Origin of the sequence: Lysinibacillus sp. NPDC097231, assembly GCF_044761885.1 — a bacterium.
Lineage (GTDB): Bacteria > Bacillota > Bacilli > Bacillales_A > Planococcaceae > Lysinibacillus.
This window is the reverse complement of record NZ_JBIWDH010000003.1, coordinates 49,418-76,030: the sequence shown is the minus strand read 5'-3', so window position 1 is coordinate 76,030 and position 26,613 is coordinate 49,418. Positions and strand designations below refer to the sequence as shown.

General features: G+C 37.8%; 23 protein-coding genes. 19 read left to right on the top strand and 4 right to left on the bottom strand.

All coding sequences use genetic code 11. The features are described 5' to 3' along the window. Nucleotides 1-353 precede the first annotated feature (353 nt). Nucleotides 354-803, bottom strand: coding sequence for a universal stress protein (locus ACIQXF_RS03660; protein ID WP_402779286.1), 450 nt, complete (start codon nucleotides 801-803; stop codon nucleotides 354-356). A gap of 433 nt (nucleotides 804-1,236) precedes the next feature. On the opposite strand from ACIQXF_RS03660, the gene ald reads away from it, so the two are divergent. Then, nucleotides 1,237-2,352 carry an alanine dehydrogenase gene (ald, locus tag ACIQXF_RS03655; protein WP_402779284.1) on the top strand — a complete coding sequence of 372 codons (1,116 nt, stop codon included), beginning with the start codon at nucleotides 1,237-1,239 and terminating at the stop codon, nucleotides 2,350-2,352. Between the two features lie 70 nt (nucleotides 2,353-2,422). Here the strand turns inward: ald and ACIQXF_RS03650 are convergent, their stop codons facing one another. Further along, nucleotides 2,423-3,511: a M24 family metallopeptidase gene (locus ACIQXF_RS03650; RefSeq protein ID WP_402779282.1), complete on the bottom strand. Its 1,089-nt coding sequence runs from the start codon at nucleotides 3,509-3,511 to the stop codon at nucleotides 2,423-2,425. 370 nt (nucleotides 3,512-3,881) lie between these two features. Between ACIQXF_RS03650 and ACIQXF_RS03645 the strand changes: the two genes are divergently transcribed. Both ACIQXF_RS03645 and ACIQXF_RS03640 read left to right on the top strand, forming a co-directional pair. Further along, nucleotides 3,882-4,565, top strand: coding sequence for a metal-dependent hydrolase (locus ACIQXF_RS03645; RefSeq protein ID WP_402779280.1), 684 nt, complete (start codon nucleotides 3,882-3,884; stop codon nucleotides 4,563-4,565). 152 nt (nucleotides 4,566-4,717) lie between these two features. Continuing rightward, entirely contained in the window at nucleotides 4,718-6,025 is a 1,308-nt protein-coding gene (locus tag ACIQXF_RS03640; protein WP_402779277.1) for a DRTGG domain-containing protein, read from the top strand. 58 nt (nucleotides 6,026-6,083) lie between these two features. On the opposite strand, the gene ACIQXF_RS03635 is transcribed toward ACIQXF_RS03640, so the two are convergent. Beyond that, nucleotides 6,084-6,389 (bottom strand): YtpI family protein, encoded by a 306-nt coding sequence (locus tag ACIQXF_RS03635; RefSeq protein WP_402779274.1) that lies wholly within the window; start codon nucleotides 6,387-6,389, stop codon nucleotides 6,084-6,086. An 89-nt stretch (nucleotides 6,390-6,478) separates the two neighbouring features. Between ACIQXF_RS03635 and ACIQXF_RS03630 the strand changes: the two genes are divergently transcribed. From ACIQXF_RS03630 to ACIQXF_RS03595, 8 genes are all read left to right on the top strand, one after another. Next, a complete protein-coding gene (locus ACIQXF_RS03630) occupies nucleotides 6,479-7,423 on the top strand; it encodes a DHH family phosphoesterase (RefSeq protein WP_402779271.1) in 945 nt (314 codons plus the stop codon). A 308-nt stretch (nucleotides 7,424-7,731) separates the two neighbouring features. Further along, nucleotides 7,732-10,815 carry a DNA polymerase III subunit alpha gene (dnaE, locus tag ACIQXF_RS03625; RefSeq protein WP_402779268.1) on the top strand — a complete coding sequence of 1,028 codons (3,084 nt, stop codon included), beginning with the start codon at nucleotides 7,732-7,734 and terminating at the stop codon, nucleotides 10,813-10,815. A gap of 259 nt (nucleotides 10,816-11,074) precedes the next feature. After that, nucleotides 11,075-11,716, top strand: a complete 642-nt coding sequence (locus ACIQXF_RS03620; RefSeq protein ID WP_402779265.1) for a FadR/GntR family transcriptional regulator — start codon at nucleotides 11,075-11,077, stop codon at nucleotides 11,714-11,716. A 21-nt stretch (nucleotides 11,717-11,737) separates the two neighbouring features. Next, entirely contained in the window at nucleotides 11,738-12,595 is an 858-nt protein-coding gene (accD, locus tag ACIQXF_RS03615) for an acetyl-CoA carboxylase, carboxyltransferase subunit beta (RefSeq protein WP_402779261.1), read from the top strand. After that, nucleotides 12,588-13,544, top strand: a complete 957-nt coding sequence (locus tag ACIQXF_RS03610; protein ID WP_402779258.1) for an acetyl-CoA carboxylase carboxyltransferase subunit alpha — start codon at nucleotides 12,588-12,590, stop codon at nucleotides 13,542-13,544. Before accD ends, ACIQXF_RS03610 begins: the two co-directional genes overlap by 8 nt. A 284-nt stretch (nucleotides 13,545-13,828) precedes the next feature. Further along, a complete protein-coding gene (gene pfkA, locus ACIQXF_RS03605) occupies nucleotides 13,829-14,788 on the top strand; it encodes a 6-phosphofructokinase (RefSeq protein WP_402779255.1) in 960 nt (319 codons plus the stop codon). Nucleotides 14,789-14,815: 27 nt separating this feature from the next. After that, nucleotides 14,816-16,576, top strand: a complete 1,761-nt coding sequence (gene pyk, locus ACIQXF_RS03600) for a pyruvate kinase (protein ID WP_402779253.1) — start codon at nucleotides 14,816-14,818, stop codon at nucleotides 16,574-16,576. A gap of 301 nt (nucleotides 16,577-16,877) precedes the next feature. Further along, entirely contained in the window at nucleotides 16,878-17,267 is a 390-nt protein-coding gene (locus ACIQXF_RS03595) for an FxsA family protein (RefSeq protein WP_402779250.1), read from the top strand. Here the strand turns inward: ACIQXF_RS03595 and ACIQXF_RS03590 are convergent. After that, nucleotides 17,251-18,216 (bottom strand): AI-2E family transporter, encoded by a 966-nt coding sequence (locus ACIQXF_RS03590; protein ID WP_402779247.1) that lies wholly within the window; start codon nucleotides 18,214-18,216, stop codon nucleotides 17,251-17,253. The two genes, ACIQXF_RS03595 and ACIQXF_RS03590, sit on opposite strands and share 17 nt — an antisense overlap. Nucleotides 18,217-18,469: 253 nt before the next feature. Here ACIQXF_RS03590 and citZ point away from each other — a divergent pair, with 253 nt between their 5' ends. The 8 genes from citZ (at nucleotide 18,470) to ACIQXF_RS03550 (ending at nucleotide 26,489) form a co-directional block, all read left to right on the top strand. After that, complete coding sequence (gene citZ, locus ACIQXF_RS03585) at nucleotides 18,470-19,585, top strand: citrate synthase (RefSeq protein ID WP_402779244.1); 1,116 nt, start codon at nucleotides 18,470-18,472, stop codon at nucleotides 19,583-19,585. A gap of 80 nt (nucleotides 19,586-19,665) precedes the next feature. Next, the gene (gene icd / locus ACIQXF_RS03580; protein WP_402779241.1) at nucleotides 19,666-20,928 is read left to right on the top strand and encodes an NADP-dependent isocitrate dehydrogenase; all 1,263 of its coding nucleotides are present in this window, start codon (nucleotides 19,666-19,668) and stop codon (nucleotides 20,926-20,928) included. 190 nt (nucleotides 20,929-21,118) lie between these two features. Further along, complete coding sequence (gene mdh / locus ACIQXF_RS03575) at nucleotides 21,119-22,057, top strand: malate dehydrogenase (RefSeq protein ID WP_402779238.1); 939 nt, start codon at nucleotides 21,119-21,121, stop codon at nucleotides 22,055-22,057. Between the two features lie 239 nt (nucleotides 22,058-22,296). Next, nucleotides 22,297-22,737, top strand: coding sequence for a MaoC/PaaZ C-terminal domain-containing protein (locus tag ACIQXF_RS03570; protein ID WP_402779235.1), 441 nt, complete (start codon nucleotides 22,297-22,299; stop codon nucleotides 22,735-22,737). Nucleotides 22,738-22,789: 52 nt separating this feature from the next. Beyond that, nucleotides 22,790-23,506, top strand: coding sequence for a response regulator transcription factor (locus ACIQXF_RS03565; RefSeq protein ID WP_402779232.1), 717 nt, complete (start codon nucleotides 22,790-22,792; stop codon nucleotides 23,504-23,506). Next, complete coding sequence (pnpS, locus tag ACIQXF_RS03560) at nucleotides 23,503-25,038, top strand: two-component system histidine kinase PnpS (RefSeq protein ID WP_402779229.1); 1,536 nt, start codon at nucleotides 23,503-23,505, stop codon at nucleotides 25,036-25,038. Before ACIQXF_RS03565 ends, pnpS begins: the two co-directional genes overlap by 4 nt. Nucleotides 25,039-25,410: 372 nt before the next feature. After that, nucleotides 25,411-25,779 (top strand): CidA/LrgA family holin-like protein, encoded by a 369-nt coding sequence (locus ACIQXF_RS03555; RefSeq protein ID WP_402779226.1) that lies wholly within the window; start codon nucleotides 25,411-25,413, stop codon nucleotides 25,777-25,779. After that, complete coding sequence (locus tag ACIQXF_RS03550) at nucleotides 25,776-26,489, top strand: LrgB family protein (RefSeq protein ID WP_402779224.1); 714 nt, start codon at nucleotides 25,776-25,778, stop codon at nucleotides 26,487-26,489. The genes ACIQXF_RS03555 and ACIQXF_RS03550 overlap by 4 nt, the downstream gene beginning before the upstream one ends. The last annotated feature ends 124 nt before the right edge of the window (nucleotides 26,490-26,613 follow it).

Sequence of the window (26,613 nt, the reverse complement as noted above, 5' to 3'; positions counted from 1 at the left end):
TTGTTGTTGCTGCCGCTACGCTTTCGCACAGAGCAAGGCTTCCTGTGCTGTGGGCGAGCGTCGAGCCACTTCCTCCGCTAAAGGAACGAAGGCTAAGTGCGTCACGTCCTGTGACAATGCCTTCGTGACCAATATCGTGTTGGCCTAAAGGGTCTCGTCTGTTCCACTGAAGTCGAGCTAGCCTTCCACCTCAATCATTAAAAACTATAATAACTATGATAAAACGAGTCAGTTGCTACGATCCTCACAACATACAAAATCAAAGTGTAGAAAACGATTGATTTTCGTTGACATAGTTTTTTAAGAACAAGAAAAAGGTATCCAAAATTGGATACCTTTTATGTAAGACAAAATTAGTTTTCTGGTGTACGGATAACAAGTACGTCACAGTTAGCTGAGCGTACGATTGCTTCAGATACTGAACCGATTAGGAAACGTTCTACTGCATTTAGACCAGTCGCACCACAGATAATTAAGTCTGCGTCTACGATTTTAGAAAGCTCTTTAGTAATGATATTTTTTGGTGAGCCATACTCAATTACAAGGTTAATGTTTGTTAAGCCTGCTTCTTCAGCTTGTTTTTTGTAACCATTTAGTAGCTCCTCAGAGAATGCTTGAGCACGCTCAGCAATTGAACGGTCATATGCTTCGATTGCAGCAAATGAACGTGTGTCAATAACGTTTACTAAGTTTAAGACAGCACCTTCGTTACGTTTTGCAACATCGATTGATTTACGAAAAGCGTATTCAGCTTCTTTAGAACCGTCTACTGCTACTACAATGCTTTTATAATGATTAGCCATTTGAATTACCTCCCTGATTTATATAATTTGATTATACCAAATGATTTTCTAAAGGAAATACTTTCCGTAAGAAAAAATGTGAAAAAGTGAAGGCATTTCACTATGAAAAGCTATAAACGTTTAAATATTAATTTCTCCCTATTTGTAACGTGTTAACGTTTTTTTATTTTTTCTCATGCTTAGCTCCTACCCAAAATGTTTTTTTGTATATCAACTATTCCATTTACATCATTTATCAATCCTAAATACTTTTATTATAGTTTAAATATCAAGTATTTTAAAAATGTTATAAATTTCATGTGTATTCGCTTTATATTAAAGCTTTTTTTGTTTATGTTTGGTAATATGGAAGGGCAAGGGGTGCATCAATACATTCAAAATGTATGTAACAACATGATGCTTAATTCTTAGGTAATGGAAGGGGATAGGAAAGATGAAAATTGGGGTTCCAAAAGAAATTAAAAACAACGAAAATCGTGTAGCAATGACACCAGCAGGGGTTGTAACATTAACACATGCAGGCCATGAAGTGTACATTGAAACTGGAGCAGGCATTGGCTCAAGCTTTACAGATGAAGACTACCTAGCAGCAGGTGCCCAAATTGTTGAAACAGCTAAAGAGGCATGGGCTCAAGAAATGATCATGAAAGTAAAGGAGCCCGTAGCTTCAGAATATGATTACTTCTATGAAGGACAAATCTTATTTACTTACTTACATTTAGCGCCAGAGGTTGAATTAACACAGGCACTTTTAAATAAAAAAGTTGTAGGTATCGCTTATGAAACTGTGCAACTAGCAAATGGTTCTTTACCACTTTTAACACCAATGAGTGAAGTGGCAGGTAAAATGGCTACGCAGATTGGTGCACAATTTTTAGAGAGAAACCATGAGGGTAAAGGTATTTTACTTGGCGGTGTATCTGGTGTACAACGCGGTAAGGTAACTGTTATTGGTGGCGGTATTGCTGGAACAAATGCGGCAAAAATAGCTGTTGGTATGGGTGCAGATGTAACGGTCATTGATTTAAGTCCAGAGCGTCTACGTCAATTAGAAGATATGTTTGGTCGTGATGTTCAAACATTAATATCTAATCCTTATAATATTGCAGAATCAGTGAAAAACTCAGATTTAGTAGTTGGAGCTGTTTTAATTCCTGGAGCTAAAGCACCGAAGCTTGTTTCTGAGGAAATGATTAAGTCCATGCAACCAGGCTCTGTAGTTGTTGATATTGCGATCGACCAAGGTGGTATTTTTGCAACATCTGATCGTGTAACAACGCATGATAATCCAACTTATGTAAAACATGGCGTTGTCCATTATGCAGTAGCAAATATGCCAGGTGCTGTACCACGTACATCAACTATTGCTTTAACAAATAATACAATCCCTTATGCACTTCAAATCGCAAGTAAGGGTTATAGACAAGCATGTCTAGATAATCCGGCCCTGAAAAAAGGTGTCAATACTATAGAGGGACATCTCGTTTACAAGGCAGTTGCAGATGCTCAAGATTTGCCATTTGTAAATGTAGATGAGTTAATTCAATAAATGAAATAACAAAAGGAAGCGCCATAAATTTATGGTTGCTTCCTTTTTGTAATGCACGTAAATAATGAAATTAAAGTACGATTAATTCTTTCGGGAATTTTGTTAGTACTTCTACTCCGTCTTTCGTTACTACAACATCATCTTCAATCCGGACACCTGTCACGTCAGATTTGTAGATACCTGGTTCAATTGTGAAGACCATGCCTTCCTCCATAGTCATTTCATTCGCACCAGTAACGGATGGGAATTCATGCACGGAAATGCCGAGTCCATGACCAAGTCTATGTGTGAAATATTCACCGTAACCTGCTTCAGAGATCGTATCACGAGCAATTTTATCTAAATCCATTGCACGCACCCCTGGTTTTACTGCCGAAATTGCGTTTGTGTTAGCGGCTAGAACTGTATTGTAAACTTTCTTTTGTGCTTCACTAGGCTCACCAAAGGCAACTGTACGTGTAATATCAGAGCAATATCCGTCGTAAATTACGCCAAGATCGAACAGCACCATATCGCCCTTTGCAATTTTGCGAGCACCTGGTTTACCGTGAGGAGATGCTGTTTTTGGTCCACTCAATACCATCGTTTCAAAGGACATTTTGCAGCCCTTATCTTGAATAGCGCTTTCTATTGCTGTTAAGATCTCCATTTCTGTTTTGCCTTCAGCGATTTCCTTACAGCCTATTTCAATTGCATAATCAGCTAGTTCAGCAGCTTTACGTAATTTATCTAGTTCGTTTTCATCTTTGATAACTCGCATTGCATTGATTTTTTCGTCGAGGCGGACAAAGTTTGCTTGTGGGAATGATTGTTGTAGGGCTTCTAGACGTTCTACAATGAGCTGAGCTTTTTCAATGGCAAACGTTATTGGCTCAACATTACGAGCTTTGATGGCCTTTGCAAGAACTTCCATTGAATTTTCAGTATCTTGATGACCGATAACTTCATGTGACCAACCAGCAGCCTTCGCATCTGGAATTTCCATTTGTGGGCAAATTAAAAAAGGTTCTGCCTCTTTAAAAATCATTACCCCTAGTAATCTCTCATGTGGATTACTTTTAAAGCCTGAAACGTAAAAAACATTGTCTGGTGTAGTTACGAAAGCGGCATCAATTTGGTTTTGTTGTAAATAGCTTTGAATTTCTTCAACCTTTGACATTAACATTTCCTCCTCTTGTTGCATTGAAAAATTTTCACGTACTTGGCTAAAATAATAGCCTAACCGATGAGACTTCGACTTTTGAGTAGTCTATAACTTCCTTCAAATCGAATTCGACACTTCATTTTTGTGACAAATGAATAATTGTCGCCTAACAGGGAATAGGTTTGTTAGGTAAAGATGTAATTATTCTCTGTATAAGCATATCAAAAAAAGGGAAAAAGCGCATGGATAGCGAATAAAAATCGATAAAGCTTCATGTGGAACTTGAATCAGTGAAAGTTTCTTTTTTACTGATTTTTGTAAGACCCTGTTGAGCTTTTATAGTCAGGTAATGCATAACAAGACGTAATGCAAGGAGGAGATTTAAATGGAAATTAGTTATCATGGACATTCCGTTGTCAAAATTCAAACAAATGGGAAAACAATATTGATTGATCCATTTATTAATGGAAACGGGCAAACAGATTTAAGGGTTGCTGATGAAGCCCCAGATATTATTTTATTGACACACGGGCATAATGATCATGTTGGTGATACAGTGGAGCTTGCAAAGAAAAAAGATGCACTAGTCATTGCACCAAACGAGCTAGCTAATTGGATTTCTTGGCAAGGAGTGAAAGCGCATCCGATGCATATTGGTGGGGCTAAGGAATTTGATTTTGGTAAAGTGAAATTTACACAAGCATTCCATGGTTCTTCTTATGTAACTGAAAATAATGAAATTATTTATATGGGTATGCCTGCTGGAATATTATTATTTGTTGAAGGATTAACAATCTACCATGCAGGTGATACGGCCTTGTTTAGCGATATGAAATTAATTGGGGAACGTCATCCAATTGATATTGCATTTTTACCGATTGGTGATAATTTCACAATGGGACCGGAAGATGCTGCTTGTGCAGTTGCATTTTTAAAGCCGAAAATTGTCGTACCAATTCATTACAATACATTCCCTCCAATCGAGCAGGATCCGCAGATTTTTGCGGATTTAGTGAAAAATTCAGAGGTGCAAATTTTAAAAGCCGGGGAAAAAGTAAACTGTTCCTAATCACTGACACTGCTGTACTATATAAATTGACACCGCGTGCATAGTTGAAACGATGGGAAAAGTTATACAAAATCATCACTTTATATTAAATATTTTTATAAAAAATATGGTACACTAGGAGCAGAATGATGCTATGAGAAATAGGTGATATTTTGTCTACAAAACATGAAAAGATTTTACAATACATCGAGTCACTACCCGTAGGTGATAAAATTTCAGTACGTCAAATTGCAAAGGAAATGCAAGTGAGTGAAGGAACGGCTTATCGTGCCATAAAGGAAGCGGAGAATCGTCGTTTAGTAAGCTCTATTGAACGTGTTGGAACAATTCGTATTGAAAAGAAAAAGAAAGAAAATATTGAACGACTAACATTTGCTGAAATTGTTAATATTGTAGATGGCCAAGTTTTAGGTGGAAAATCAGGACTTCATAAAACATTAACAAAATTTGTTATTGGTGCCATGCAGTTAGAAGATATGATGCGTTATACAGATGCAGGCAGCTTGCTCATCGTTGGAAATCGTATTAAAGCACATGAAAATGCATTGCGAGCTGGTGCAGCTGTTTTAATTACAGGTGGCTTTGATACAACTGAGGATAACAAACAACTTGCAGATTCCTTGGACCTGCCAATCATTTCAACAAGCTATGATACCTTTACAGTAGCGACAATGATAAACCGTGCAATTTATGACCAATTAATCAAAAAGGATATTTTGTTTATTGAGGATATTTATGTCCCGATGACGGAAACGGCTGCCCTTAGAAATGATGAAACGATTCAACATTTCCAAAAGCTAAATGAACGAACAACTCATGGTGCATTTCCCGTTGTTACAACAAATAATAAGCTTGTAGGAATGATCACAGTAAAAGACGCTATTGGTCGAGAAGAAAACGAGCTTATTGAAAAGGTTATGACAAAAAATCCAATTGCAGGATCGATGAAAATGAGTGTTGCTTCTGCAGGACATCGTATGATTTGGGAAGGGATTGACCTTTTACCTATCGTGGATGATGATAATGTTTTACAAGGTGTTATTAGTCGACAAGATGTACTAAAGGCACTTCAGCTTGCACAAAGACAACCACAGCATGGTGAAACAATTGATGATTTAGTGAAAAATGAGATGAAGGTATTGGGTGATGATGATCTAATCGTAGAGTTTAAGGTGACACCGCAAATGACAAACCAATATGGGGCGATTTCTTACGGAGCATTTACAACTTTGTTAGCGGAAGTTGGTTCATTTGCGTTAAAACGCCGTAAACGCGGGGATGCAGTTGCCGAAAACATGACGATTTATTTCATCAAACCTGTGCAAATGGAAAGCACGCTTATTGTAAAACCTCGAATTTTGGACATGAGCCGTAAGTTCGTTAAAATGGACTTCGAAGTGTTTAATCAGCAAATGCTTGTCGGTAAAGCAATGATGATGTTCCAACTACTGGAACGTTAAGGCACGCAAAAAGGGATGGCCTTGAGGAAATTCAAGGTCATCCCTTTTATTTGTGTTTTTAATTATTGATACGGTATTCTTCTTCAACAAATTGACCGTAGTGACGAACCTTTTTTATATTTTCGATAATAACAAAGATGCCTAAAACGACAAGAATTGCTACAATAATAAATGTATATATTCCAGGGAATAAATATGCTTGGTTTAAACCAAACAAAAGAATAAATGCACCGAAACTTACATTGGATTTACTTTTATACCAATTTTTGGCGATAGGTAATGGAGAACGGAACTGTTTTGTTTTAAAATAAAAATAAAAGACAAATGATATGATAATTGTAAACACAAAAATTAAATTGAGCATAGTAGACCTCCTAGCATAACTAGAATTATTGTAACGATTATTGACGAAAAATGCTAACGGTTATTACTATCATTATGGAGGAAATTATTTTGAAAAGACAAATCATCGACACAATTGCTTCATTCGAGACAATCGTTATTCATCGCCATGTGCGTCCAGATCCAGATGCATATGGGTCTCAGCAAGGGCTAAAAGAGCTAATTATAGCAAACTATCCTGAAAAGAAGGTTTTTGCTGTAGGAGAACACGATGAATCCTTGTCATTTTTAGCGAAGCCAGATCAAATTACGGATGATGTATATGACAATGCTTTAGTTATTGTGACAGATACTGCAAATACTGAGCGTGTTGATGATCAGCGCTATACAAAGGGCAAAATGGTCATCAAAATAGACCACCACCCAAATGATGATGCATATGGTGATTTACTGTGGGTGGATACGACTGCTAGCTCTTGTAGTGAAATGATATATGAGCTTTTTGAGGAAGGGAAAGAACTAGCAAACTGGACATTATCTGATGCGGCTGCAAGATTATTATTCGCTGGTATTGTTGGTGATACAGGACGTTTCCAATTCCCTAGCACAACCGTGAAAACTTTTAAAATTGCAGGTGAACTTATTGCATATGATTTTGATCGAAATCAAATATTCGATGGAATGTATGAAATGGAACAAAAACTTTTGAATTTACAGGGCTATATTTATCAAAATTTCAAAATGGATGAACATGGAGCAGCACATATTAAACTGACAAAAGAATTGCTGGAACGACACAATGCTGTACCATCAGAGGCTTCCCTACTAGTAGGCTGTCTAGGTAGTGTGAAGGGGATTTGCGCATGGGTAGTCTTCATTGAAGAGGGCGATCAGATACGTGTACGTTTACGCTCAAAAGGCCCTATTATTAATACTTTAGCAAAGGAATTTAATGGTGGGGGCCATCCGCTCGCTTCTGGTGCAACGGCACATTCCTGGGAAGAAGCAGATCGTGTCATAAACCGTTTACAGGAAATATGTCAGGCGTATCAATAAGAAAATGTATGAAAGCGTTCGTCAACATTTACAGATAGGGAAAGCAATTCTGAAGAAACATGAGGCGAACGCGCTATTGTTGATACATTCTTTAACTTCTTTCAGCAGAAGTCTCTTCCCTCTATAGGTGGTGAGATGAATGTGAGTTTAAGTCACTTTTCAGCGGATGTCCAAACATCTGCTAAAAGGAGTTAAAGCCTCCGGCGGATGTCACGGAATCGGAAAGGAGTGCTTTGTGCAAGCACAAAGCCGACTCCGGACGCAATTATGCCGAGGCATAATTGATTATTAGAAAGGAAGGGATTCATTTGACACAAGTATATACGAAAATGCATACGAGCGCGGATTTATTGAAAAGCACGATTCGGCTTGAACAATTGATCCCTTTTTTACAAGAACAAAATACACAGGCCTGTGCAATCGTCAATTCGAAATTGTACGGGCTTTTGCCTTTTTGTAAAGCATTGCAGCAGGCAAGAATTCATGCAGTTTTAGGGCTTTCGATATTCGTGCAGTGGCAGGAGAGAAAGATTCCACTTGTACTGTATGCTCAGACACAAGAAGGCTACCAACATCTTTTAAAGATTAGTAGTGCTATTTCGATTAGAGAAGATGATGTACTGCCGTGGAAATGGCTAGAAGGATATGCGGCAGGCTGTGTGGCATTACTGTCTTCAGATGATCTGGCAGAAATTGAAAATTGGTCTGAGGTAGCAAACGCTCTAAACGAGGTGTTTGGTAAGCGTTTATTTATGGGCATAGCAAGACCAGCCGGAATGATAGTCGAAAATGAAAAATCATACGTAGCATGGTGTGAAGCTGAAGACATAACATTGGTTGCCTCACAGAGTTGTTACTTTTTACGTCCGGAGGATCACTTTTCCTTTGAAGTTGCAAGGGCAATTGATACAGGTGGAAAACTCACGGATAAAATGCTAACAGCGCGTTTGCAAGGCTATTTTGCGCCAACTCAGGAAGAATGGCGAAATTGGTTTGTTGACCGTCCCGAATGGCTTGAAGCTAGCTTTGCTATGCTTGCTAGCTGTACAGCAGAAATTCCTGAAATGCATGTGCAAATGCCTAAATTTCCTGTACCTTCAGGTGAGACAGCTGAGAACTTGCTTGTAAAAGAGGCATTTGCAGGATTAGCAGAGCGTTTCAAACAAATTGAAATCCCACATGATTACCGGGATCGACTTCAATACGAGCTTGAAATTATATGTTCAATGGGCTTTGCTGATTATTTTTTAATTGTTGCAGATTTTATGCGTTTTGCTAAAGAGAACCGTATTTTAACTGGCCCTGGTCGTGGTTCATCAGCGAGTTCTCTTGTTGCATATAGTCTATTTATTACGCAAGTAGATCCATTAGCTTATGGTTTACTATTTGAACGATTTTTAAATCCTGAACGTGTTACTTTGCCAGATATTGATATAGATTTTGTGGACAGTAAAAGACAAAAGGTCATTCACTATGTAACTCAAAAATACGGAAGATCAAATGTGGCACAAATTATTACGTTTGGCACATTATCCGCAAAGGCGGTTGCTAGAGATGTTGCCCGTGTTTTTGGTTTTGATGCTGAAACATTGGAAAAAATCTCAAAAATGATCCCCAATAAACCTGGGATAACATTGCAAAGAGCAGTAGCTGATTCACAAGGCTTACAAGGTTGGCTAGCGGAGGATGAGAAGCATCGTCGCTGGTTAGAGGTGGCTTTAAAACTAGAAGGGTTGCCAAGGAATTCTTCTACCCATGCGGCTGGGATTGTCCTGGCACCATCACCTTTAGTCAATACGATACCGATTGAAGAGGGGCATGATGGAATATATTGTACACAATGGCCAATGGGAGATGTAGAGGCTTGTGGACTTGTTAAAATGGACTTTTTAGGTTTACGCAACCTAACAATTTTAGAGCAGGTACGATGGTCAATTTATAAGGCAGGTGGCCCTTGGATAGAGTTTGAGCTTATTCCATTGCAAGATGATAAGACATTTCAGCTTCTTCAGGCAGGTGATACGTTAGGTATTTTCCAATTAGAATCTGAAGGAATGAAGCAAGCTTTAATAGATATTCGTCCGACTCATTTTTTAGATATTGTGGCAGTAAATGCCCTGTATCGTCCAGGTCCGATGGAATTTATTCCTGTTTATGCAAGACGGAAAGCTGGAAAGGAACCGGTTGCTATGGCCCATCCAGTACTAGAGCCAATTTTACGTGAAACATTTGGTGTCATAGTTTATCAAGAACAGATAATGAAAATTGCCTCTGTGATGGCTGGCTTTTCAATGGGACAAGCGGATTTACTACGTCGTGCGGTAAGTAAGAAAAATCGACAAATACTAGAGGAGCAACGTGCTGCATTTGTAAATGGAGCAATGAAGCAAGGCTTTGATATTCATGTGGCGGAAGAAGTGTATGCATTAATTGTGCGCTTTGCAGACTATGGTTTCCCTAAGAGCCATGCTGTGGCATATAGCGTGATTTCTTATCAAATGGCCTATTTAAAGGCAAATTTCCCGCAAAGTTTTTACGCAGCATTATTATCAAATGCCACAGGAAATGTGGAAAAAATTCAGCAACTTGTGAGTGAGGCGAAAGAAAAGGGGATTACGTTTTATCCACCATCATTAAAACATAGTACAAAATTTTTCACTGTTGAAAAAGACGGAATACGCTATAGCCTATCGGGAATTAAGGGTGTCCCTCATACTTTTATCGAGGTTGTAATGGCTTTACGCCAATCGAATGGAGAAGCATTTGATAATTTATTTGACCTGGCAGTTGCCTTAAGTGCACAGCATTTTAAGCCGAAAATTATAGAGTCTTTAATTTCCGCTGGGGCTCTCGATTATTTAGGTAAAGATCGTGCTGTGCTAATAGCAACATTAGAGGCAGCTCTAAAGCATGCAGAATTGCTAAGGCCAACCGAGGATATTGATATTGCATCGGCTACAGCTTTTAGTTTTGGTAAGCCAAAGTATATGGAAGCGGAAGCGCTGTCGCAAAAGGAAATATTACTACGTGAGAAGGAATATCTTGGTTTTTATATATCAGCCCATCCAGTCACAGGGGAAAGAACTTTCTGGAAGGATGTCAACGTGACATGTCGAGAGATAAAACACATACGAGAGGGAACGTATGTGAAAATGATTGGTATGATAGAAGAAGTGAAAAAAATCCGGACTAAAAAAGGTGAACAAATGGCCTTTGTTCAGCTTCAAGATGAATTTGGAATGGTATCTGTAACCTTATTCCCGCAGGTTTTTCAACTTGTGCAAGAGATATTACTGGAAGATGAATTGCTTTATATTGAGGGCACGCTAGAAAGGCGTTTTGGTAAGCCTCAGGTGAAAGCAAAACATGCGCAAACGACGAAAAAAATATGAAACTAAAGAAGATTTTAGAAACTGCATAGATTTTTTATGCAGTTTTTTCTTTACTTTTTAACAGTTATTTTGTAAGCTAGAGTCAACGTTAAAAAGTGGCCAGACCACTTTTAACTTCACTCAGTAGAAGACTTCCGCTGAATGAAGGTCATGTAATGAATGTGGATATAGTTCCTTTTCGGTGGTTATCCAAAACCTACTGAAATAGATGAACTTAGTTAGCGACAGTATGAAATTGATAGTAAGGAGAGTTGATCGTATGGATAAAAAAACCGAACAAAAGAAAGTGTTTTTAGAAATCGTCCAACAATTACGTCAACTTATTCAAATGGAAAAAATACAAGCTGGGGAAAAATTACCTTCAGAACGAGTACTTTCAGAGCGTCTAGGTGTTGGGCGATCCTCTGTGAGAGAGGCATTGCGTAGCTTAGAATTGTTAGGGCTTATTGAAACGAGACATGGAGGAGGTACTTTTCTGGCTTCCACACATAAGCATCAGCTCGTAGAAATACTGTCGATGTTTATATTAGAAGATGAAAAATCAAAAAAAGACGTCGAATTAACGCGAGAAATTCATGAAAAGGAAGCCATTCGCGTAATAAGTTGTACAGAGATTCTGCGAACACTACCAGTGTGGGACAGCTTTTTTGTAAAACTAGAGATAGAGGGGTCGGTTAATTGTCAGGGTGTTTTACGAGAGATAATTATTACGTCAGGAAATCGTCTTTCGCTGAAAATCTGGTTTCAATTAGCGGCCTATGATGGTGACCGTTTAAATCGAGACTCAACTGAAGATGAAAAATTAATCATTCAAACTATGTTGAAATCGATGCAGCTTGGCTATGAAAAAGAAGCATTAAAGGCTTATGAACAGTGGATGAAAATTGTACAAAGCATTTAGACAACAAAGGGGGAGTCGAACATGGCTATTCGCAGCTTATTTAGTGGAAATCGAAAAAAGAAAGAGGAAGGTCAAGAAAAGGCATTTCCAGAAGGACTGATGACAAAATGTCCAGAATGTCGTCATATTCAGTTAACCAAGGAATTAGAAAAAAATCATAAAGTATGTACAAAATGTAGTCATCACTTCAAAATGACTGCACAGGAGCGCGTAGCATATTTCTTAGATGAAGGTTCATTTGTTTCAATGGATGATCATTTACAAACAAGTAATCCACTTAATTTCCCTGCATATGTTGAAAAAATTTCAGCCGATCAACAAAAAACGGGATTAAACGAAGCTGTACTAACAGGCTTAGGTACACTAGACGGAGAAGAAATTGTAGTAGCAATTATGGATTCTCATTTCCGTATGGGCTCAATGGGCTCAGTTGTAGGAGAAAAAATTACACGAGCAGTTGAAAAAGCAACAGAATTACGTCTGCCATTTATTATTTTTACTGCAAGTGGTGGGGCACGAATGCAAGAAGGCGTTCTGTCATTAATGCAAATGGCGAAGACGAGTGTGGCCTTAAAACGTCATAGTGACCAAGGTTTATTGTTTATTTCTATTTTGACGCATCCAACAACTGGTGGGGTTTCTGCAAGCTTTGCCTCTGTGGGGGATATTAATATTGCTGAACCACAAGCATTGATTGGTTTTGCTGGTCGTCGTGTAATTGAAGAAACGGTAAGAGAAAAGTTACCAAGTGATTTCCAAACGGCAGAGTTTTTACTAGAGCATGGTCAGCTTGATGCAATCTTCCATAGAAAAGATTTACGAAAACAAGTAGCAGTGCTTGTAAAAATGCATACGAAAGGCGGCGTGCAACATGTCTAAAACTTTAGCTTTTGAAGAACCAGTAGTACAATTACGTGAAAAAATTGATGAATTAAAAACGATTGCTTCCGAAGCAGATGTAGATATGTCAGGCGAAATCGAAAAGCTTGAAACACGCTTAACACAGTTAGAACAATCTATATATGCCAATATGAAGCCGTGGGATCGTGTACAGGTTGCTAGACATCCAGAACGACCAACAACATTACAATATATAGAAGCAATGTGTGAAAATTTTATAGAGTTACATGGAGATCGCTCATTCGGTGATGATGCAGCTATTCTTGGGGGGATTGCTCTCTTTGAGGGGCAACCAATCACAATTATTGGACACCAACGTGGAAAATCCACAAAGGAAAACATTCGTCGCAATTTTGGTATGCCACACCCAGAGGGATATCGTAAGGCATTACGATTAATGAAACAGGCAGAGAAATTTAAGCGCCCTATTATTTGTTTTATTGATACAAAAGGGGCGTATCCAGGGAAAGCAGCAGAGGAACGCGGACAAAGTGAAGCAATTGCTCGAAATCTCGTTGAAATGGCGGGTTTAACAGTACCAGTTATTAGCATCGTAATTGGGGAAGGTGGAAGTGGTGGTGCACTTGCGTTAGGCGTCGCGAATCGTGTCTTTATGTTAGAGAACTCAACGTATTCAGTAATTTCTCCAGAAGGTGCTGCATCGATTTTATGGCGTGATGGTAGCCTAGCGAAGCAAGCTGCTGAAGCAATGCGTATAACAGCACCTGACCTAAAAGAGCTAGGTGTCATTGATGGCATTATCCCTGAGATTACAGGTGGTGCACATCGCAATGTAGCGAAGCAGGCAATTTATATAAAAGAATGTATAAGCGACACACTAAAAGCATTGAATTCTTTAAATGGTGAACAATTGATTGATGATCGTTATGAGAAATTTAAAAACATCGGACAATATACAGAATCTTAAATTCAGTTTAGTTATCAGATATGTAAATTTGCTCGTAAATAGATGAAAATTGTGTTTTAAATTGATAAAAAGCCTAAAAAGGGAAGAATAAATAGCGCAAAAAATAATGTCAGACTCCTTGAAGAAATGTTAGATTTCGGATGTTTTTTAATGGAAAGAGTGTGTGAAAGCGCATTCTTTTTATTTTTTATGTAAAAGTTATGTTTTTGTAGTCTCAGAGACCTTACATAGTTTGTTTTTTCATGTTAATGTGAATAATAATAGTAACTGCAGGAGGTTCGACAATGAAAAAAATTGCCGTATTAACAAGTGGTGGAGATGCTCCGGGCATGAATGCAGCTATTCGTGCAGTCGTTCGTAAGGCAGCATATCATGGAATCGATGTTGTAGGAATAAAGCATGGCTATGAAGGCTTAATAAAAGGCTACATGGAGAATCTTGATTTAGGTTCAGTAGGTGGCATTATTCAGCGAGGTGGTACAAATTTGAATTCAGCCAGATGTCCTGAATTTAAAGAAGATGCTGTTCAACAACAAGGCATTGACAATATGCGAGCTGCTGGAATTGAAGGTCTAGTCGTTATTGGCGGTGATGGTTCTTACCGTGGCGCTATGGATTTAGTGAAAAAAGGCTTCCCTGTTGTTGGAGTGCCAGGAACAATTGATAATGATGTTCCAGGAACTGAATATACAATTGGTTTTGATACCGCACTTAATACAGTTGTGGAATCGATTGATAAAATTCGTGACACAGCTACTTCCCATGAAAATTCCTTTATTGTTGAGGTAATGGGAAGAGACGCAGGTGATATTGCTTTATGGGCAGGTCTTGCTGCTGGTGCTGAAACAGTTTTAATTCCAGAAGAAGATTTTAATTTAGATGACATTGTAGCACGCTTAGATCGCGGTGCAGCTCGTGGTAAAAAGCATAGCATCATTATTGTCGCTGAAGGTGTCATGTCCGGTAGTGATTTAGCAAAACTATTAAAAGAAAAAACAGGAAAAGAGACGCGTGTTTCTGTTCTTGGCCATATTCAGCGTGGTGGTTCACCTACTGCACGTGATCGTGTTTTGGCAAGCCAATTTGGAGCGCATGCAGTTGAATTACTAATGGAAGGAAAGTTTGGCAGAGCTGTAGGTATCCGCAATCACCAAGTTATTAATTATGATATGCCTGAGGCTTTCATAAAAAATCATGAGGCAGATGTAAGCTTATATACATTAATGAAAGAACTATCAATATAATTTAGCAAAAAACGGAGTGGGCAGAGAATGAGAAAAACAAAAATCGTATGTACAATTGGTCCAGCAAGTGAGTCACCAGAAACTTTAGAAAAACTAATTGAAGCAGGTATGAATGTTGCCCGCTTAAATTTTTCACATGGTTCTCATGAGGAGCATGAAGTTCGTATTAATTTAATTCGTGAGGTAGCACAGAAAATAGGTAAACCAGTGGGCATTTTGCTCGACACAAAAGGCCCTGAAATTCGAACACATAATATGAAAAACGGGGAATTGCATTTAGTAGCTGGACAAGTGATTGATATTTCAATGACTGAAGTTGAAGGGACAGAGACAAGCTTCTCTGTCACATATGATCGCTTAATCGAGGATGTTGAGCAAAACTCAATCATTTTGCTAGATGATGGACTCATTGAATTACGTGTATTAGCTACAGATTTGGAAAAAGGTCTTATTCATACGATTGTTGAAAATGCAGGTGTCTTAAAAAATAAAAAGGGTGTTAACGTACCGGGCGTTTCTGTACAGCTTCCTGGAATTACAGAAAAAGATGCACAGGATATTCTATTCGGTATTAAGCAAGGTGTTGATTTTATTGCAGCTTCATTTGTTCGTCGAGCAAAGGATGTTCTAGAAATTCGAGAATTACTTGAACAAAATGGTGGTAGCCATATTCAAATTATCCCGAAAATCGAGAACCAAGAGGGCGTCGATAATATCGATGAAATCATCTTAGTTTCAGATGGATTAATGGTTGCGCGTGGTGACCTCGGTGTAGAAATCCCGGCAGAAGAAGTTCCATTAGTACAAAAGAAATTAATTTTAAAATGCAATCAAGTGGGTAAACCAGTTATTACTGCTACACAAATGTTAGACTCGATGCAACGTAACCCTCGCCCAACACGAGCAGAGGCAAGTGACGTAGCAAATGCGATTATCGATGGTACAGATGCGATTATGCTATCTGGAGAAACTGCAGCGGGACTTTATCCAGTAGAATCCGTACAAACAATGAACAAAATCGCACAACGTACTGAAAACTCATTAGATTATAAGGCTATCGTCTCTACGCGTAGTCGTGAAAAAGAAGCAAATATGACTGAGGCAATCTCTCAGGCAGTAGCGTACACGTCTATTAACTTAGGAGTTAAAGCGGTACTAGCACCAACTGAAAGTGGTAACACAGCTAGAATGATTGCTAAATATCGCCCAGGTGTACCGATTATCGCTGTGACAGGCTCTGCCACGACAGCTAACACATTAACGCTAGTTTGGGGTGTATGCCCAGTTGTTTGCCAACGCGTTACAACAACAGATGAAATATTAGAACTAGCAGTTGATGAAAGCTTGAAGCATGGCTTTGTTACACACGGTGATGCTGTTGTCATTACAGCCGGCGTACCAGTGGGTGAAGCAGGTACTACTAATTTGATGAAAGTACACATCATTGGAGATTTACTAGCTCGTGGTCAAGGTATCGGTAAAGCTTCAGTTGTAGGAAAAACGGTTGTAGCAAAAAATGCAGCAGAGGCACTAGCGTATGATACAGATGGAAGCATTTTAGTAACGGTTGGTTCGGATCGTGATATGATGCCAGCGCTTGAAAACTGTATTGGTCTGATTACAGAGGAAGGCGGGCTGACAAGTCATGCAGCAGTAGTGGGACTGAGCCTTGGTATTCCAGTAATCGTTGGCGTAAAAGAAGCTACTACATTGATTCGCCATGGTCAAGAAATTACAATGGATGCTGAAACAGGAGTTATTTACAAAGGACATGCCAGCGTTCTTTAACTTCTTTCAGTCGGGTTGCCGCTGAAAGAAGTTATGGCCTCCGATTTCATAACAAAAAGCTCTAGTGCAACTAGTGTACTAGAGCTTTTCTAATAATAATTTGTTTACATAAAAAGATGAAGTAAATAAGAATTTCTATTTCGCCAAGACAAATCGTCTCCTAACATGAAATATTACTATTCCTACTAATAAGAATTGCCTTGTTCTCTTATAAGGGGGGCTCATAGTTTTTTAAATGAAACTAATTGGGCTATAATAACGTATAAAAGGTATAGCTTTTTTAGATAGAAAGGAGAAAAATATGAGAAAAATTTTTCTTGGTTTCATTGTCTACACATTAGCCGAATTGGCGTTATTAATAGTAATTGGTCAATATATTGGTGTGTTCAATACATTATTACTCATTGTTGTAACGACAATAATAGGTATTTATATAGTGAAAAATAAAGGTATGAATTCTGTACAAAAGGTAAAAAATACGATAGCACCTGGTGAAGCTCCTGGGCCAGCTTTAATTGATACAGTATTAATCTTTAGCGGTGGTGTCCTTCTAGCATTACCAGGTTTTATAACGGATTTAATTGGTTTCCTACTACTCATGCCTTTTTCTCGCAAAATGTTCCAACCACTCTTTTATTATTGGATGCGTAAAAAAATGAAAAAAGGTCAGTTTATCATCGTTCAAAAATAGCATTTTCCTTTAGCTTAACTGCTAAAAATAAAAAGATGGGGCTAAGTAAAATGCCGTAAAAACCAAATAATAAAATAGAGGCAGCACTGATGAAAAAGGTGTGGAAAGTACGTAATTGTAGCGTATTTGACCAAAGCATGGATTCAGCTAGCTGCCTTGTTAATTGAACGAATAAATACAATAGTAGAATAGCCACGCATAAAAAGGTATTGCCTTTTAAGTAAAAATAAATGCTCATTGGTACAAGAAAAACCCCGATGCCAAAGAATGGAAGTACGTCTGCGAAGGCTACTATAAATGCTTTAATGATAGCTTGTTCAAATTGGAGGATCGAAAATCCAAAACAAAGAATGAGCAATGTGATAGTAAATAGCTGAAACTCCACGAATAAAAAGTAATGAAAAAGTTGCATGATTTTAGAAAAGTGTGACTGCCACTCATTGCGGAATTTTTTTGGCACATATTGAAAAAACCAATAACGGGATTTGCGAGTTTCCAATAGGGCAAAATAGTATGCAACAAGGAATATAAATACTTCAATTACATGCTTCATTAATAATTGGAAGATATTGGCTATATATACTAAAATCGAATCGAAAATAGACAGTGATTTCTCCTTTAAAACATGTATGAACATCGATTCATACTCATTAAAAAGTGGGAAATTTTGTAGAGTATCTCTTATCTCAGGGAAGACATGAATAATACTGTTAATAGATATGATAATGAGAAGAAAAATGCAAGTTAGTATGAGTACTTCCACAATAATTGCCGCAAGCCAATAGGCAATCCTACAATAAGAATGTAAAAATTTTATGATAGGAAACGTAGAAAAAGATAAAAAAATCGCAAGAGATACAGGTAGTACGAACCATAGTATTACCAAGTAGAATATAAAAAGCAAAACATTTATAGTTCTTTCGTATGAAAAATATTTGATATTCCTCATTTTTACAAATTCACCCCATTTCAAACGATAAAATAATGTCAAAATATACAAAACTATCTCTTTAAAGCGTGTATATAATCGCTCATGCACCTTTTTCTTTATTCGGAGGATTTTCATTCACAAAGCTGTCAAAAATGATTATAATAGCAATGTAAGCGATTTAATTAATGGTTCATATGAGCAAAAAACGTAAATGCGACCTATAAAATGCATTTACACATCAAAAAATATAAATATGAGGGAGCGATAATTTATGTCAGCAACTAAAGGTTTAGAAGGTATCGTAGCAGCGGAATCTAAAATCAGTTCAATTATCGATGACACACTTACATATGTTGGTTACAACATTGATGATTTAGCAGAGAACGCGTCATTTGAAGAGGTAATTTATTTACTATGGCATACTCGTTTACCAAAAGAGGACGAGCTAGCTGAATTAAAACAACAATTAGCAGACAACATGTCTATTCCACAAGCAATTGTAGACCAATTCAAAACATACCCACTTTCAACTGTACATCCAATGGCTGCACTACGTACTGCAGTATCTTTACTAGGTGTATTCGATGAAGAAGCGGATGTTATGGATACAGAAGCTAACTATCGTAAAGCTATCCGTTTACAAGCTAAAATTGCTACAGTAGTTACTGCATTTGCACGTGTTCGTAAAGGTTTAGAGCCAGTTGCACCAAAACCAGAATTAGGATATGCAGCAAACTTCTTATACATGCTTAAAGGTGAAGAACCAGCAGCAATCGAAGTTGAAGCATTCGACAAAGCATTAGTATTACATGCTGACCACGAATTAAATGCATCTACATTCACAGCTCGTGTATGTGTAGCTACATTATCAGATGTTTATTCTGGTGTTACTGCAGCTATTGGTGCATTAAAAGGACCACTTCATGGTGGTGCGAATGAGCAAGTTATGAAAATGTTAACTGAAATTGGCTCACTTGATAATGTTGAATCTTACATTCAAAATAAATTAGACAACAAAGAAAAAATCATGGGCTTTGGTCACCGCGTATACCGCAAAGGCGACCCACGTGCACCACACTTACGTGTAATGTCACAAAAATTAACTGAGCTAACTGGTAAACCAGAGTTATATGAAATGTCAGTTAAAATCCATGACATGATCGTAGAGCAAAAGAAATTACCTGCAAACGTAGACTTCTTCTCTGCGTCAGTGTATGATTCTTTAGGTATTGATCATGACCTATTCACACCAATTTTCGCAGTATCACGTACTTCTGGTTGGGTAGCTCATATTCTAGAGCAATATGCTAATAACCGCCTAATCCGTCCACGTGCAGAGTATGTTGGACCAGGCATGCAAAAATATGTTCCAATCAGCGAGCGCTAATTCGGAAAATATGCTAGAATATTTGGGACTGTGTTACTGATAACACAGTCCTATGATTATGAATTTAGGAGGCAACAGCAATGTCAAACAAAATTGTAGTTGAAAATGGCGTACTTAATGTACCAAACAATCCAGTGATTCCATTCATCGAAGGTGATGGAATTGGTCCAGATATTTGGGATGCAGCATCACGTGTAATCGATGCAGCAGTAGAAAAAGCTTACAACGGTGAAAAGAAAATCGAATGGTTAGAAGTTTTAGCTGGTGAAAAAGCATTCAACCAAACTGGTGAATGGTTACCACAAGAAACTTTAGACAAAATTAACGAATACCTAATCGCAATTAAAGGTCCTCTTACTACTCCAATCGGTGGTGGTATCCGCTCTCTAAACGTAGCATTACGTCAACAGCTTGACCTATATGTGTGCTTACGTCCAGTACGTCACTTTGATGGAGTACCTTCTCCAGTTAAACGCCCAGAAGACGTTGATATGGTTATCTTCCGCGAAAACACAGAAGATATCTACGCTGGTATCGAATTCGAATCTGGTTCTGAACAAGCTCAAAAAATCATCAACTTCTTACAAACTGAATTTGGTGTTAACCAAATCCGCTTCCCAGAAACTTCTGGTATCGGTGTAAAACCTGTATCTAAAGAAGGTACTGAGCGTTTAGTACGTTCTGCTATCGAATACGCGATTAAACATAATCGTCCATCTGTTACTTTAGTACACAAAGGTAACATCATGAAATTCACTGAAGGTGGATTCAAAAAATGGGGTTATGAATTAGCTGAAAAAGAATTTGCTGATAAAACTTTCACTTGGAACCAATATGATGCTATCAAAGCTGAACAAGGTGAAGAAGCAGCAAACAAAGCACAAGCTGACGCTTTAGCAGCTGGTAAAATCTTAGTTAAAGATTCTATCGCTGATATCTTCTTACAACAAATCTTAACTCGTCCAACTGAGTTCGATGTAGTAGCTACAATGAACTTAAACGGTGACTATATTTCTGACGCATTAGCTGCACAAGTTGGTGGTATCGGTATCGCTCCAGGCGCAAACATTAACTATGTAACTGGACATGCGATCTTCGAAGCTACTCACGGTACAGCTCCAAAATATGCTGGTTTAGATAAAGTAAACCCATCTTCAGTATTACTTTCAGGTGTATTAATGCTTGAACACTTAGGATGGCAAGAAGCAGCTGACATGATTACTAAATCTGTAGAGAACACAATTTCTTCTAAAGTTGTAACTTACGACTTCGCTCGTTTAATGGACGGCGCTACAGAAGTGAAATGTTCAGAGTTCGCGAATGAACTAATCAAAAACCTATAATTTTCTATTCTAAAATAGAAATTAATCTTAAGCGGATGCATATTCTGCCGATATAGTTAGGGTACATGTAAATTTATATTGACTTTAGTTTAATAAAGTATTTACGATGAACTTGTTTAATCGAGGGAGTGAGATTTATTCTCCTCCCTCTTTTAAAATATATAACCCAATTTTAAAGGAGCGTATTCAAATGTCTCTGAAACGTAAAAAAATCTCAGTAATCGGTGGCGGTTTTACTGGCGCTACTGCAGCATTTTTAGCAGCTCAAAAAGAACTTGGTGATGTAGTGTTAGTGGACATCCCACAAGCTGAAAACCCAACAAAAGGTAAAGCTTTAGATATGTGGGAAGCTGCGCCAGTACAAGGTTTTGATTCCTATGTTAAAGGTACTTCTAACTACGCAGATACGGCAGATTCTGACGTTGTAATCATTACTGCTGGTGTTGCTCGTAAACCTGGTATGAGCCGTGACGATCTTGTTCAGATTAACCAAGGTGTTATGAAAGGTGTTTCTAAAGAAATTGCTAAGTATTCGCCAAACGCAACAATTCTCGTCCTTACAAACCCAGTGGATGCGATGACTTATACTGTATACAAAGAAACAGGTTTTCCTAAAAATCGCGTAATAGGTCAATCAGGTGTACTTGATACTGCTCGTTTCTGTGCGTTTGTTGCTGAAGAGCTTAATATCTCAGTAAAAGACATCACAGGTTTTGTTTTAGGTGGTCATGGTGATACAATGGTGCCGCTTACTCGTTATTCATTTGCTGGTGGTATTCCATTAGAATCATTAATCCCTGCTGAACGTCTTGAAGAGATAGTTGACCGTACACGTAACGGTGGTGCTGAAATCGTTAACCTCCTTGGTAATGGTTCTGCATACTATGCTCCATCTGCGGCACTTATTGAAATGGCGGAAGCTATCATTAAAGACCAAAAACGCATTCTTCCGTCAATTGCATACTTAGAAGGCGAATATGGCTACAATGATTTATATCTAGGTGTTCCAACGTTACTTGGTGCAAATGGTATCGAAAAAATCTTCGAGCTTGAATTAACAGACAATGAAAAAGCGGCTTTAGATAAATCGGCAGAAGCAGTCCGCAATGTGATGAAAGTTTTAGCTTAATAAAAGTTTATGAAAACGAGTAGGATTCATTCCTACTCGTTTTTTCGTTGTTAAAAATCAATTGCTTCAATTAAAATAAGGTGTCATAAAGTATGGATAAAGCGAGCTGTCGCTTGGCTATTGGTTACAAATAGAAAAATGCTAAATGAAGATAAAATGGTTATTCTGCTTTTCGTTGTACTTTTAGAGTAAAATTGATACTATGAAGGTAGTATGATAGAAAAGGGGTTGGCGTATCTTTGCTTCAAAAAAACAGTAAGCTTGGTCTCACTATTGATGAAATTACAGTTGGCGAGAAGATTCATATTACTGAAAAGATAGAGGATAAGGATTTACTGCTTTATTTAGGGCTTACGAATGATAGTAATCCGCTTTATATTCAACATGATTATGCTGTGAAAACGCCTTTCCAAAAGCCAATCGTACCAACGATTATGTTAAACGGCATTATAACATCAGCTGTCTCAAAATATATCCCTGGACCAGGAGCTCGAATTATTGAGCAACATTTAAAATATTTAGGACCTCTCTATCATTATGAATTATTTGATACGCTATTAGAAGTAACAGAAATAAATAAATTACAAAATACAATTACTGTATCTGTGCTTTCATATAATGAGCAAAAAGAGCTAGTGATTGAAGGTACCTTGCTGGTGACACCACCACTTGCATTATAGACGTCTTGAGATTTGAAATGGGGGTTTCAAATCACTAACGGAGGCATTATATATGACAAAAACAATTTTAGTAGTAGAAGATGAATTTTCTATTGCGACATTATTGAAATATAATTTAGAACAGGCTGGTTATATTGTAGAAACAGCTGCAGATGGTCAAGAGGGGCTAGATAAGGCCATTGACTTACAGCCAGATTTAATTTTATTGGATTTGATGCTTCCAAGGCTTGATGGTATGGAGGTATGTAAACAAATCCGCCAACAACGTATGAATACACCTGTTATTATGTTAACAGCAAAGGATGACGAGTTTGATAAGGTACTGGGTCTGGAGCTAGGGGCAGACGATTATATGACGAAGCCTTTTAGTCCCCGTGAAGTGTTGGCACGTGTGAAGGCAGTTTTAAGACGTTTTACACAAAATGTTGTAGCAGAAGATAAGGATCAATCTCGAGAGAAAATGTATGAATTTGGTCAATTGCGTGTATTTCCTGAGCGTTTTGAAGTATTTTTACAAGATGAGGTATTGGAATTTACACCGAAGGAATTTGAATTACTCATTTACTTACTTGAAAATAAAAACCGTGTTTTAACACGTGACCAGTTATTAAGTGCTGTATGGAAATATGATTTTGCTGGCGATACTCGAATTGTAGACGTACACATTAGCCACCTCCGCGATAAAATCGAGGAAAATAGTCGTAAGCCGACGTTTATCAAAACCATTCGTGGCCTTGGCTATAAATTTGAGGAGCCGAAGACAACATGAAATCAATGAGTAACCGCTTATTCTTGACATTCATGCTATTACTCGGAACAATATTAGCTGTCCTAATGATTGTTATAGGTCAGCTTTTTCCTGTTTATATAGATCAGTACAATGAACAGGCGAGTTCGCAGATGCAAGAATCGATCAATCAAGTACTAGACGAACGAAAGATTGAGCTATCAAAAGACGATAGGGAGGCTTTATACGCAGCTCAAAATTTAGAGGCACAGGACTCTCTGTTGTCGTATGTTCGTGCACGACTTTATGTAGTACTTGCAATTCTTTTTACAATAACGATTATTTTAATTGCTGTTGTAAGTCGCTCTATGATCCGAAATTTTACCGCTCCAATTGACAATGTTACGGAAACGGCGCTTGAGCTAGCAAAAGGGAATTATCGCGCTCGTGCCCATGAAAATGAACAACAACGCATGATGCCTCTTAGTCATTCTATCAATATTTTAGCGCGGAATTTACAGGATATTACAACGGTTCGTGAGGTAGAGGAGGAGAGATTGAAAACCTTAATAGAAAACATGGGAAGTTCGCTTATGATGATTGGACGCGAAGGGAATATATCCATTGTGAATCGAGTATTTCTAGAGCGTTTTGGAATGCAAATTGACGGTGTACAAGGAAAGGTCTTTCGTACAATAGGATTACCTAAATCACTTGAGCAATTTATCGACCATGTGTTTCTAACAGAAATGCCTTATCGACAACAAATTAAAATGGAAGTACAGCAGGAGCTATATAATAAGGAAGTATATGGAGCGCCTGTTATAGGAGATCATGGTCGCTGGCTTGGCGTTGTTATTGTTATGCACGATATTACGGAACTTGTACGTTTAGAGCAGATTCGTAAGGACTTTGTTGCAAATGTATCACATGAACTGCGCACGCCCATTACATCTATTAAAGGCTTTTCGGAAACGTTATTGGATGGTGCCTATAAAGACGAGAAAATGCTACTATCTTTTTTAGAGATCATTCATAAAGAAAGTAATCGTCTTCAAATGCTTATTCAGGATTTACTGGAGTTATCGAAAATTGAACAGCATGGATTTACTGTGAATATTATGCCGATGGGCTTGCAGGATGTACTTATACGCGGAGCAGAGCTAACAGGACCTCGTCTAGATGAGAAAAATATGAGCTTCCATGTTGATATTGAACGTGATGTTCAGGTAATGGGCGATGCGAATCGTATTATTCAGATTGTTACTAATTTAATTACCAATGCGATTACGTATTCTCCAGAAAATACAACCGTTGCGATTCGGTTAAAAGAAAATGAAAAATACGGCATTATCGAAATAGAGGATCAAGGTATTGGAATCGAAAAACATGAGATTGCTCGTGTCTTTGAACGATTTTATCGTGTGGATCGTGCACGGAGTAGGAATTCTGGAGGTACAGGCTTAGGGCTTGCTATTGTAAAGCATTTAGTAGAGGCGCATCATGGACGCATTCAGGTAGAAAGTGAAGTTGGCGTCGGTACTAAAATGATTGTCATGATTCCAAAAAATTAACGATTTCTTTACAATAGCAAAATTTAAGATTCACAATTGGGGTTTATACTTGTTACTAGAAACCCCCTATATAATTGATAAGACGATAATTGCCTTTTGAAATCTTTACATATGAAGATTCGATTGTGTGGCTTAGTTATCGCCAAAGTAGAATCTATTGCCAAAGTTTTTTGGCGGTAGATTCTTTTTCTGTTTTACACTTAGCGTAAATAGGTGTAAAGTATAGGAGCATAAAGTTCAATTAACCATCTTAATGTTTAGTTGAACCAATAAAATCGGGCTTTTACGGTCAGTTAATCGCCTAACTCTTCATTATTAGATAGGCGTTTTATTGATTCTAACCCAGGTTAATAAATTGAGAGAAGGATGACCATGAAAATCGTCAAAAGTATCGTGCAAATCGGCTATCTTTATGTACTATTATTTGTTGGGAATAGTATTGCACGGCTACTTCACTTGCCGATTCCAGGGAGCATAATTGGACTAGTCTTATTGTTTTTACTTTTGCAGTTTCATATTATTAAGCTTGAATGGATTGAGTTAGGCGCAGGATTATTATTAAGTGAATTATTACTATTTTTCATTCCGTCTGCTATCGGAATTATGGATTATGATGCACTATTTGGTATGCAGGGTGTGAAGGTTGTGCTTGTTATTGTAGTAAGTGCGATTGTTGTCATGTTTACAACAGGTTTCACAGCACAATGGTTAGAGCAGCGAAAGAAGGGTGATGCTGCATGAACTTTTTAACAGCTGTAGCAAGTTTATTTGGTACTATTGCCATTTTCTATTTGTGTAAAATGTTATATAAAAAGTATCAGAAGGAATGGCTAACGCCTATGCTGATTACACCTATAGTGATTATTTTAATTTTGCTTCTAACAGGAACAACCTACAAATCCTACAATGCAGGCGCAAATATATTAACAAATTTACTAGGTCCAGCAACAGTTGCATTTGCGGTACCTATTTATAAAAATTTTAACCTATTAAAAAAGCATGCTTTTGAAATCTTTCTAAGTATAGCAGTTGGATCAGTCGTTGCCATTACATCGTCATTTATGATTGCCTTAGTAGTTGGCTTAAATGATGAGCTAGTTCATAGCTTAGTACCACGTTCAGTTACTACACCAATCGCGATGGATATTTCTAATATGATAGGAGGCTCTCCTACCCTAACTGCTGTGTTTGTAATGACAACGGGTATTTTAGGGAGTTTGCTTGCACCGTTCGTTATTAAAGTATGTCGTTTTCATAGACCTTCCTCTAGAGGTTTAATGCTAGGAATGGGAGCACACGGAGCAGGTACCTCTAAAGCATTTGAGTTTGGTGAGCTAGAAGGTACTTTTTCAAGTCTTGCTATGATAGTAGCTGCATTAATTAGTATTGTTTTATCAACAACATTTTTTCCAGCATTTGAACATTTAGTTGTCAATATCCTGTTGCCTTAAAGGTAGCAGGATTTTTTATTTTCATTCAGGTAAGTCAAACTTCCTAAAACATTTGTTCATTAAAATATTTTGAAACTTTTTATCAAATATCTCGTAAACAATAGTACTAAGCATAAGGGAGGAA